The organism is uncultured Prevotella sp. (assembly GCF_946407605.1).
Taxonomy (GTDB): domain Bacteria; phylum Bacteroidota; class Bacteroidia; order Bacteroidales; family Bacteroidaceae; genus Prevotella.
Genome location: NZ_CAMJOS010000055.1, coordinates 1 through 10591, shown reverse-complemented (window position 1 = coordinate 10591; position 10591 = coordinate 1). Strand labels below are relative to the sequence as shown.

At 45.9% G+C, this 10591-nt stretch carries 8 protein-coding genes; 4 read left to right on the top strand and 4 right to left on the bottom strand.

Annotated elements, in window-relative coordinates; all coding sequences use genetic code 11:
• A partial coding sequence (locus Q0R57_RS14140) for a BT4734/BF3469 family protein (RefSeq protein ID WP_294749068.1) occupies positions 1-1406 on the bottom strand: 1406 nt, incomplete at its 3' end.
• Positions 1407-2070: 664 nt separating this feature from the next.
• Here Q0R57_RS14140 and Q0R57_RS14135 point away from each other — a divergent pair.
• The gene (locus tag Q0R57_RS14135; protein ID WP_294749066.1) at positions 2071-5325 is read left to right on the top strand and encodes a helicase-related protein; all 3255 of its coding nucleotides are present in this window, start codon (positions 2071-2073) and stop codon (positions 5323-5325) included.
• A 3-nt stretch (positions 5326-5328) separates the two neighbouring features.
• Positions 5329-6009, top strand: coding sequence for a DUF4391 domain-containing protein (locus tag Q0R57_RS14130; protein ID WP_294749065.1), 681 nt, complete (start codon positions 5329-5331; stop codon positions 6007-6009).
• A gap of 29 nt (positions 6010-6038) precedes the next feature.
• Here the strand turns inward: Q0R57_RS14130 and Q0R57_RS14125 are convergent, their stop codons facing one another.
• The 3 genes from Q0R57_RS14125 to Q0R57_RS14115 form a co-directional block, all read right to left on the bottom strand.
• Positions 6039-6179, bottom strand: a complete 141-nt coding sequence (locus Q0R57_RS14125) for a hypothetical protein (RefSeq protein ID WP_294749063.1) — start codon at positions 6177-6179, stop codon at positions 6039-6041.
• A gap of 207 nt (positions 6180-6386) precedes the next feature.
• Positions 6387-6719: an addiction module toxin RelE gene (locus Q0R57_RS14120; RefSeq protein WP_294749061.1), complete on the bottom strand. Its 333-nt coding sequence runs from the start codon at positions 6717-6719 to the stop codon at positions 6387-6389.
• A gap of 6 nt (positions 6720-6725) precedes the next feature.
• The gene (locus tag Q0R57_RS14115) at positions 6726-6971 is read right to left on the bottom strand and encodes a hypothetical protein (protein ID WP_294749059.1); all 246 of its coding nucleotides are present in this window, start codon (positions 6969-6971) and stop codon (positions 6726-6728) included.
• A 73-nt stretch (positions 6972-7044) separates the two neighbouring features.
• Here Q0R57_RS14115 and Q0R57_RS14110 point away from each other — a divergent pair, with 73 nt between their 5' ends.
• Complete coding sequence (locus tag Q0R57_RS14110; protein WP_294749057.1) at positions 7045-9111, top strand: site-specific DNA-methyltransferase; 2067 nt, start codon at positions 7045-7047, stop codon at positions 9109-9111.
• 3 nt (positions 9112-9114) lie between these two features.
• Positions 9115-10591, top strand: a 1477-nt coding sequence (locus Q0R57_RS14105) for a DEAD/DEAH box helicase family protein (RefSeq protein ID WP_294749054.1), incomplete at its 3' end; no start/stop codon positions are given.

The window sequence follows — 10591 nt, the reverse complement described above, 5'->3', positions numbered from 1 at the left end:
TTGTCGTTCTTCATCGACAATCGGTCGTTGAAATACATCTGCAGATATTCTGGCAGCAAGCGGCGGCAAAAGGTGGTCTTGCCAGATCCCTGCGGACCGATGAGCAGGGGTACGATGGCATTACCGTGCTGACGGTCCTTGCCGAGCCATTGGGCTACCATCGAGAGCATCCAGGTGTGAAAGTCGCTTTCCCAGTGCTTGTTGTCAGTCTTTACCCGTCGGGCGAGTTCACCCACATAGTCGTGCTTGCCGTTCCATTTTGGCAGGTGGCGCAGATAATCCTCCATGGGGTAATATTTGGGGATGAGATTCGAGTCGATATAGCGGTTCAGATCCTTGTCCCACGATTCCACACCTGCCTTCAGCGCCTTGATGGCCATGGTGTTGCGGGCTGCCTGATCCAACGGCTGGAAACCATAGCCCACAGCGTTCATGCGGTATTCGGGGGTGCCTGTCATTACGTTGAGGCGCAAGGTATAGTGCTCCTTCATGTAAGCCTCGGTCTTGAAGGCGAGTAGGGCAGAAGGACGGGTAAACTTCATCGGAATGGTCTTCAGAGTCTCTTTGAGGTAGGCGGTCTTGAAGGCGGACTCGATGGCATTGGTGTCAAGGCTTTCGGAAAACATAGGGATAAATGAAGCGACACGGGCGCACCATGCCTGAGGCAATCCCATGATACGACAACCGTCAGCCAACTGTTCGAGCACGATGATGGCGAACTCCTCGTCGTTACGTAGGTCGCTATTTTTCTCGATAACAGCGTCCAGACAATCGTGGAATCGGCGCATACGACTGTTGCGCAGACTCAAGCCAGGAATCTCTTCGGGATAGTTGTAGTCGCTGATATCCTCCTGCATAGGCCGGAACTCGGGTGAGTCTTCTGGCTGTGAAGATACAACGATGGCAATGGCTACAGGGTTATAGAATGGCTGTGGATCGTAGCTTGCCTTGCAGCAGGTTTCGAAGGTTGGATCGTGCTCGGCCAGTGGTGTACCCAATTGTGACGAATAGATGTAATGCAGCTTGCGGAAAGCGTTGAGCAAGGCTGTCTCCGACGGATGACCATCCGACACCGTGTATGGACATACGATGTGGAGCGAATGACCGTCGTGCCCCATAAAGCAGAGTAGGGTATAGGGCTGCAGGATGGCCAGTCGTTTATATTCCTCAACGGTGCTCAGGTCGCGCAGGTTTTCGAGTGATAGCAATATCAGGCAATTGTAGCTTTTCGCTTTCAACTCACCATTTAGTTTCACCCATTCAGCCGCAAAACACACCTCCTTGTTAAAGTCGCGTACATACTGCTGACGATAGGTGCCATCACTCAACTGCGCAACGAACGCTTCAAGTTCCTCACGCGTGTACCTCTTTTCATTTCTTTCAGAGTTGATAATTGTTATTTTCATATTTTAGTTGGTTAATGATTGGCAAGCACAGTGCAAGCCGAGTGCAAAGATACAAAATTTTAAGGCCAAATGCAAGCTTTTTACAGAAAATCTCTCATCTGACCCTAAAAAAGTGATAGATAAACAAAAAGTATCACTCGTATTAACTTATTGACTATTATGTAGTTATATTAGAAAGTGATACTTTGTAAAATTTTTGCTAATCATAGTTGTCTTGCCAAAATATGAATATGGAAATAAGTGCCCGAGTATTAAATAATATGTAAAAATGTGCTATGATGTGATTGTTCTCAATTTTAATTTGTATCTTTGCAGACAAGTACAGGCAAACCGTCGTAAACGACGCTTGTGAAAAACAAGAATCTCTGAGTGCAGGGTGCCGGTATGATTTTCGTTGGTTAATAATAGCATCAGCTATTTATTCAGAGTATCGTGAAACCTCGCAACTTTCATCGATTGTAACACTTTGAGTAAGTCAGCCGATGCCCGTGCGATAGCGCGGGCATGACTTATATCTAGTGTTACAGGTAATGCGAGGACCTCACGATACGAGAGAAGAGCCATGACTCGCGCTTCTTTTGTGTCCTGAGGTCTTTTGGTATTTACCTGTAAGCAAGCCTGAAGATATAGTCTGATAGCTCCTAAAACTATCGTATGGGAACAAATGGAACTACCCAGGCAGTTCGATAATATCACCTCTCATGTCATTGACGATCTGAAGGTGACGCTGCGCCAAGGCTCTAAGGTGTCGATGGCAGCAGCGAGCTTCTCCATCTATGCCTTTGAGGCTCTGCAAAAAGAGTTGGAGAAGGTGGGCGAACTGCGCTTTATCTTCACCTCGCCAACCTTCAATAAGGAACAATCAAAGAAACAAAAACGGGAATTTTATATCCCCAAACTGAATCGTGAGCGCACGCTCTATGGTTCTGATTTTGAAATCAAGCTACGCAATAACCTTACTCAACGTGCCATTGCTAAGGAATGTGCAGAATGGATACGCCAGAAAGTACGTTTCAAAACTAATGTGTCGCAGATGTCAATGCCAGGTTTCCTCAATGTGAATAACGAGGAAACCCTCTACACCTACATGCCATTCAACGAGTTCACGACCACAGAGTTAGGTTGTGAGCGAGGCAACAATATATTCCAGTTGGTTCAACGAATGCCGTCGCCTATAAGCGATGCATATTTGAAAAACTTCAATGACTTCTGGGAGGATAGCGAGAACTTCACAGACGTGACCAATGCCATCATCGAGAATATCGAGAATGTGTATCGCGAGAACTCGCCCGACTTCATCTACTTCGTCACCTTATATAATATCTTCAATGAGTTCTTGGAGGACATCAGCGAGGATGTGCTGCCCAACGAGGCGACTGGCTTCAAGAGCTCGCAGATTTGGAACAAACTCTATAACTTCCAGCGCGATGCGGCTCTGGCCATCATCAACAAGTTGGAGACCTATAATGGCTGTATCTTGGCCGATAGTGTAGGTTTGGGAAAGACCTTTACGGCCATCTCTGTCATCAAGTATTACGAGAACCGCAATAAGAGTGTGCTGGTGCTCTGTCCCAAAAAGCTCTATGAGAACTGGAACACCTATAAGGGCAACTATAAGAACAACCCATTGGAAAAAGACCGTCTGCGCTATGATGTGCTGTTCCATACAGACCTGAGCCGCGAACGGGGTATGTCGAATGGAGTTGACCTGTCTCGTCTGAACTGGGGCAATTACGACCTCATCGTGATAGACGAGAGCCATAACTTCCGCAATGGCGGTAAGGTGACGACTGATGAGGACGACGAGAACCCGCGCGAAAACCGCTATCTGCGCCTGATGAACCAGGTGATCCGTGCTGGTGTGCGGACGAAAGTGCTGATGCTTTCAGCCACCCCTGTGAACAACCGTTTCAACGACCTGAAGAACCAGTTGCAGTTGGCCTACGAGGGTAATCAGAATCTCATTAACGACAAGCTGAATACAGACCGTCCTATTGAGGACATCTTCCGTTCTGCCCAGATGCAGTATAATGCCTGGTCAAAGATTGAAGACCCCAAGGAGCGTACAACTGAAAAACTGCTTGATATGCTCTCGTTCGACTTCTTCCAAGTGCTCGATGCTGTGACTATTGCCCGTAGTCGTAAGCATATTGAGAAGTATTACGACACCACAGAGATAGGCAAGTTCCCAACCCGTCTGCGTCCCATTTCCAAGCGTCCCAAACTGACAGACCTTGATGATGCCATCACTTACAAGGAGATTGCCAACCAACTCGACGACTTGAACCTTGGTGTCTATGCCCCTTCAGACTATATCCTACCTTCGAAGCGAACGAAATACGAAATCGATATCGACGAGCGAGGAGTACACTTAGGTATGTCGGGACGTGAGAAAGGACTGAAGAAACTGATGGCTATCAATCTGCTGAAGCGCTTGGAATCGTCAGTAAACAGCTTCCGCCTGACACTAAGCCGGATGAAGGATATGATTGATGAAACCATCGAGGCGATTGATACCTTTGTTACCACTCGTCAGGATGTACGTTTGGAGGTGCAACAACTGGAAAATATGCTCGATGAAGATAGCGAGGAAGATGTGCTGATAGGTGGAAAGAAAACCAAGGTGGCATTAGCTGATATGGATTGCCGTTCGTGGAAGCGCGACCTGTTGAAAGACCAAGAGATATTGGGCTTGCTGCTCGTAATGATCAAGGACATCAACCCTGAGCACGACAGCAAACTACAGATGCTCATCGAGAACCTGCGCGAGAAGTTTATACATCCTATTAATGGTGACAACAAGAAAGTGATTGTCTTCACGGCTTTTTCAGACACCGCACAATACCTGTACGATAACTTAGCCGCCATGATACTGGCGAAGACGGGGCTGCACGTTGGTTTGGTGACAGGCAATGGCATCCGTTCTACCGTTAAGGGTCTGCCAGCTGATTTCAATAGTGTGCTGACGCTTTTTTCGCCTATCTCGAAGGAGAAAGATAAGCTATTCCCAAAGCAACCCGAAGTCATCGATGTGCTGATAGCCACAGACTGTATCTCTGAGGGTCAGAACTTGCAGGACTGCGACTACCTTATTAATTACGATATCCATTGGAATCCTGTACGCATCATCCAGCGTTTCGGACGTGTGGATCGTATCGGCTCGAAAAACGATGTCATCCAGTTGGTCAATTACTGGCCAGACATCGAGCTCGACGACTATCTTTACCTGAAGGGTAGAGTAGAGGCGCGTATGGCTGGAATGGATATCACTGCTGGTGGTGGAGGCAATGTGTTGCTCTCGAATGAAGAACAGACTGATCTTGAATATCGCAAGAGTCAGCTGATGCGCTTGCAGGAAGAAGTGGTTGACCTCGAAGATATGGACACAGGCATCAACATCATGGACTTGGGACTGAATGAGTTCCGCCTCGACCTGTTGGCCTATCTGCCTGAGCATCCCGACATCGAGCATACGCCCTTTGGCATGAGTGCCGTCGTACCTGCATCAGCCACAGCCAAGCCTGGTGTCATCTATATTCTGAAGAACAGAAACAACGCAGTCAATATCGGCCATCAGAATCTGCTACATCCTTTCTATATGGTGTATCTCTCTGACGAGGGCGAGACCATCATCAACCACTTGGCACCCAAGCGACTGCTGGATATTATGCGCTTAGCCTGCAAAGGCAAGCATGAGCCGATGATGGAACTCTGCCATCAGTTTAATCAGGAAACGGACAATGGCAGACGAATGACACACTATAGCGACCTGCTGCAAAAGGCTGTCGCCACCATCGTGGCGCAGAAGGAAGAGAGCGATCTTGAAAGCCTCTTCTCCTTTGGCGAGACCACAGCCCTGCAAGGTGACATCAAGGGACTGGATGATTTCGAGCTGATTTGTTTTTTAGTGATACGTTAGCCTATGGAGAATCTGCTGTCATATCCGCAAAGCACCATTGTCGATAAGGTAGTTCCCAAGACGATGTTCTACAAGTTCATGGAAGTGAACCAACGGATGAAGGTGCGCTTTGTGAATGACGTGGCGCAGATCAGCTGGCTCTATAAGCTCTCTGCCAATACCATCAACGTCACAGCGAGTGAAGAGCTGATAGAAATCGATGTGTTTGTGGTGACGCTAAAGGCGCAGGATTGCCCAACAGACGTGTTTACGTTTATCGACACCAACATGCCGCATTATATTGTCTTCATCCTGAGATACGAAGAGCAATATATGCTCCTGATTAACTATAAGGAATGGAAGGACAATACCCACACGCAATTCAAGATCACCAAGTCGTTTGCGACTACGTGGATGAATCTAAACCAACTGTCATTAGCAATTCAGGGCCAGTCGCTGCCTCGTATCTATGACAATTACGTGGCCCAGGTCTCAGGCATTGGTGAGCATAAGGCTGGCGCACTCGCAGAGATTGTGGAACTGAAAAAGCGGATTGCTGCGATGGAATCAGAACTGCAATCCTTAGAAAAGCGTATGCGTAAGGAACCGCAATACGATGTGCAGGTGAAGATGAACAAGCTGGTGAAGGCTAAACGCCAGGAGTTGGCTGGGCTAAAACAAAAAATGGAGGAACTGAGCGTATGAACCACCCTTTATTCCTCCATAATGTATTCTCATTTTCGCATCAACTTGATGTACCATTCATCAGTTGGAAGTGCGCGATAATAATACTTTCCATCGCCACCCAGGTCCCATGGTTCTACTATCTCCCATTGACGATAGGGAAGTTTTCCAAATTGGTTTGTATGAATCATTGTCCTTACTCGACGACGAAACATACGATGACACATCTTTTTACCCTCTTTTTGCGATTTGCAACAACACCATGTGCTAACAGGTGTCTTTTTTCTACTTTTACCCATAATGTCTGTAATGTTATGAGAGGTCACAGACTCTTGCTGCGCCACCCGGTTAAACACTACAAGGCACCAGGATTGAAAAATTCTACAATCATAAAATATTTATTTAAGACTACGAATAATTTGGTTTATATATTCCTCAGAAACATTCTTTATTTCCTTCTTGTCGTAAATGGTAAGCAGGTTTATGCACGTATCTGTCGTCTCTATGACCACATTGAGAGTGATGATTCTCAATCCGCCACGTTTACCTCCACCTTTGCTTTTTACTCCAAGACGAATTTTGCGTTTGCCGCCTCCCAAAGAAACTCCTGCCTCTGGGTTCTTCATCAATTCATATTGCAAATCATTAATATCATCGGCAAGAGAGCGGTAACGCTTGGCCAAACGCTTTGCTTGGCGCAGAAATTCTTCAGTATAGTTGAAGGTTACCATAGACTGCTACGCTTCGGCTTTAAGTTCCTCAACCAATGCGTCGAGAGAATGAAGATTCTTGCCTGCAAATCGCCCTTCTTGGGCTTCATTGTAACCTTTTGTAATAGTTTCTGTTATAAAGGCTTTCTCTGCTTCAGCATCAGTAGAGGATGTAACCATTCTGTCAATAGTTACACCTTTTATTGCCCCAAGTATTTTTTTCAAACTTGGGAGGAGACTTACATCCTCAATATTCAAAACAATCTGCATCATATTACTTCTGCTTATAATTCCGTTGCAAAGATAAAAATAAAAAGCGAAACAAACAAATAAAAATAATAAAATCATGCAAATAGAACATTTGAACAAAGAAACCACAGACGGAACGGTGCGCAATCTGGATGCACTTTACCAGTTGTTCCCATCCTGCTTTACGGAGGCACCTGATGCTTTAGGCAAAGTGCATCGGGCAGTAGATTGGGGAAAACTGCGTTCACTCCTTGGGGAATATGTAGAGGACGGAGAGCCTGAGAAGTACGACTTTACTTGGGTTGGCAAACGGGCTGCACAGCGCGAGGCGGCAGCACCTTGCCGCAAGACGTTGCGCCCTTGCCCGGAAGAGAGCGTAGATTGGGACACCACCCAGAACCTCTATATTGAAGGCGACAACCTCGAAGTGCTGAAACTGCTCCAGAACTCCTATATGGGCAAAGTCAAGATGATCTATATCGACCCACCATACAATACAGGTAATGACTTTGTGTATCATGATGACTTTGACAAAGATTATAGTGAATATGATAAGCATAATAAGTTTGAGGATGGAATACGTTTCTGGAAGAATTTGGATAGTAATGGTCGTTTCCATTCTGATTGGTGTTCTATGATTTATGCTCGCTTAATGGTGGCAAGGAGTCTCCTGACTGAGGATGGCGTTTTGTTTATCAGTATTGATAGTAGGGAAATTACAAATCTTAAGAAAATATGCGACGAAGTCTTTGGTGAAGGGAATTTTATTGACATCTTTAATTGGGCAAAAACAGAAACTCCAGAGAACCTCTCAAAAAAGAGTAAACAAATAATAGAATATATCCTCTGTTATCAGAAAGTAAAAGATGACAGTAAATTCCGAGGCGTCAGGAAAGAATCAGTAAGTTCAAATGGCTTGCTTAATCAGCCGAATGCTATAGGAGTTCTTACTTTTCCTGAGAACAAGGTTCTTACATCTATTCCTAATGGTATTATTCCTCCAGGAATGTATGGTACAGATGCATATGATGTTGAACTATTAGAAGAGACAGAAGTTAAAGATGGATTATTTGTGAAGCCTGTAATATTAAGAGCAAAATTTAAATGGTCACAAGCATATCTGAAGAACGAAATGGATAATGGTACCATAATAAGAATCCCTACTATGAAGTTTAGTCCATCTTATGAGAAAAAAGAATATGCTCCAGAGGTACCAGCAAATCTTATAAATAGTAAGGTCGGAGTTGACACTAACGAAAACGCAAGTGGATATCAACTTCAACTTTTCAGCAAAAAAGTTTTCAATTATCCCAAACCGGTCTCTTTAATACAATACTTAATGCAATTTAAAGATGATAATCAGGAACAACCATATTATGTTATGGACTTCTTTTCCGGGAGTGGGACAACTGCGGAGTCTTGCATGAAATTTAATCAAGCATTAGGTTTTAACCATTGTAATTATATTCTCGTTCAATTGCCTGAGGATTTGAATGAAGCATTGACTAATGCCAAAAATCCAAGCGAAAAGGAAATCATACAAAATGCTATTGACTTTCTACAGGAGCAAAACTCTCCTGTAAATCTATGTGAACTTGCTAAGGAGCGTATTCGTCGAGCAGGAAATAAGATCAAAGCAGACAATCCGCTGACAACCCAAGACCTTGATATCGGTTTCCGAGTGTTGAAGTGCGACGAGTCGAACTATAAGCCTGTGGCGTTTGCCCCCAAGGACTATACGCAGGAGTCGCTCGATATGTTCTTGGACAATATCAAGGAGGAGCGCACAGGTCTCGACCTGCTCTTCGACTGCATGATGCGCTGGGGCTTGGAACTCTCATTGCCCTACGAGACACAGAAGGTGGATGGCTGTACCATCTATAACGTGGATGACGGCAACCTCGTGGCCTGCTTCGACGGTGTGGTGACATCCGCCGTCATCGATGCCATCGCAGATACCCATCCCCTCCGCGTGGTGTTCCGCGACAGCAGTTTCACCGAAGCCGCCCAGAAGATGAACAATCCGCAAGAGCGAGAGCAATGGGAGCTTGCTCACTTTGCCGAGCCGAAGGATTGTGCAGCGAAGCTGAACCTCTTTGAGTTGTTCAAACAGAAGTGCGGCTGGACTGACCAGGAAGTGCAGAATAACGTCAGAGTGATTTAGCCTATGAAACTGAAATTTAAAAACCAACAATTCCAGACGGATGCGGCGAAGGCTGTGACGGATGTGTTTCAGGGGCAGAAGAATGCTGCCTTGCTGGAGTTTACGCACGACTTGGGAACAGATAACGGTGGATTCTTCGATGCCGTAGGTTATAAAAACCAGCCCATCGAGGTGTCCTATAGCGAAGTGCTGAACCATATCCGTGAAATACAGATGGCGGCTCAGTTGAAACCCACGGAGAGTTTCGACAGGGCAGACTTGCGACTGACCATCGAGATGGAAACGGGAACGGGCAAGACCTATACCTATATCAAGACGATGTTCGAACTGAATAGGCTCTACGGCTGGAGTAAGTTCATCATCGTGGTGCCCAGCATCGCCATCCGTGAGGGTGTCTGCAAATCGTTCGAGGTGATGAGCGAGCATTTTGCCGCAGAATATGGTAAGCGCATACAGAGTTTTGTCTATGACAGTTCGCAGTTGACGAAGATAGACCAGTTTGCCAGCGACTCGAACATGCATGTGATGATTATCAACACGCAGGCTTTTGCTGCACGAGGTGAAGATGCACGTCGTATCTATATGAAGTTGGACGCTTTCCGTTCACGCAGACCTATCGATGTGATTGCTGCTACGAATCCCATCCTGATTATCGACGAGCCGCAGAGTGTATTGGGGGCTGACAAGAAAAACGCCACACGAAACCGATTGAAGGAGTTTAACCCGCTCTTTACCTTATTATATAGTGCCACCCATAGGGCCGATGACATCGTGAACATGATCTATCGACTGGACGCGATGGATGCCTATAACAAGAAGCTGGTGAAGAAGATCTCTGTGGTGGGTATTGAACAAAAAGGCTCTACGGCTACCAATGGCTATCTTTACTTGGAGAGCATCGAACTCTCAGAGGGCAATCCACGTGCCAGAATAGGTTTTGATAAGCGAGTAGGTAATGGTGTAAAGCAAGTGACGCAGTTGGTGGCTGACCGCTTTGATGTCTATCAGAATTCAGGCGAATTGCAGGAGTATGCCAATAACTATCGTGTGACTGAGATTGACGGATATAACCGTTGTATACATCTACAAAACGGCATCACGCTCTCTGAAGGTGAGGTGATAGGTGCTGTGAATGAACAGGTGATTCGTAAGGCACAGATTCGCGCAACCATCCTGGCACATATCGAGAAAGAACGGAAACTGTTCCGACAAGGAATCAAGTGCCTGTCGCTGTTCTTTATCGACCATGTGGATAATTATCGCGAGGCTGATGGTGGTAAGGGCATCTATGCGCAGATATTCGAAGAGGAATACGAGCGGATTGTGGGTGAACTACAACTTAGGTTTAGCGATGACCCTGAGTATGTGAAGTATCTGAAGAGTTTTTCGTCTGACCAGGTACACGATGGTTACTTTTCACGCGATAAGAAGAATAATGTGGTGGAGTCGAAGGCGAAAGAGTCAGAGAACGAACTACGAG

What these genes read in the sequence shown, in the direction of transcription:
- Q0R57_RS14135 (WP_294749066.1), top strand. Translation starts at nt 2,071, where the DNA reads ATGGAACTACCCAGGCAGTTCGATAATATCACCTCTCATGTCATTGAC.
- Q0R57_RS14120 (WP_294749061.1), bottom strand. Translation starts at nt 6,719, where the DNA reads ATGGTAACCTTCAACTATACTGAAGAATTTCTGCGCCAAGCAAAGCGT.
- Q0R57_RS14130 (WP_294749065.1), top strand. Translation starts at nt 5,329, where the DNA reads ATGGAGAATCTGCTGTCATATCCGCAAAGCACCATTGTCGATAAGGTA.
- Q0R57_RS14110 (WP_294749057.1), top strand. Translation starts at nt 7,045, where the DNA reads ATGCAAATAGAACATTTGAACAAAGAAACCACAGACGGAACGGTGCGC.
- Q0R57_RS14125 (WP_294749063.1), bottom strand. Translation starts at nt 6,179, where the DNA reads ATGATTCATACAAACCAATTTGGAAAACTTCCCTATCGTCAATGGGAG.
- Q0R57_RS14115 (WP_294749059.1), bottom strand. Translation starts at nt 6,971, where the DNA reads ATGATGCAGATTGTTTTGAATATTGAGGATGTAAGTCTCCTCCCAAGT.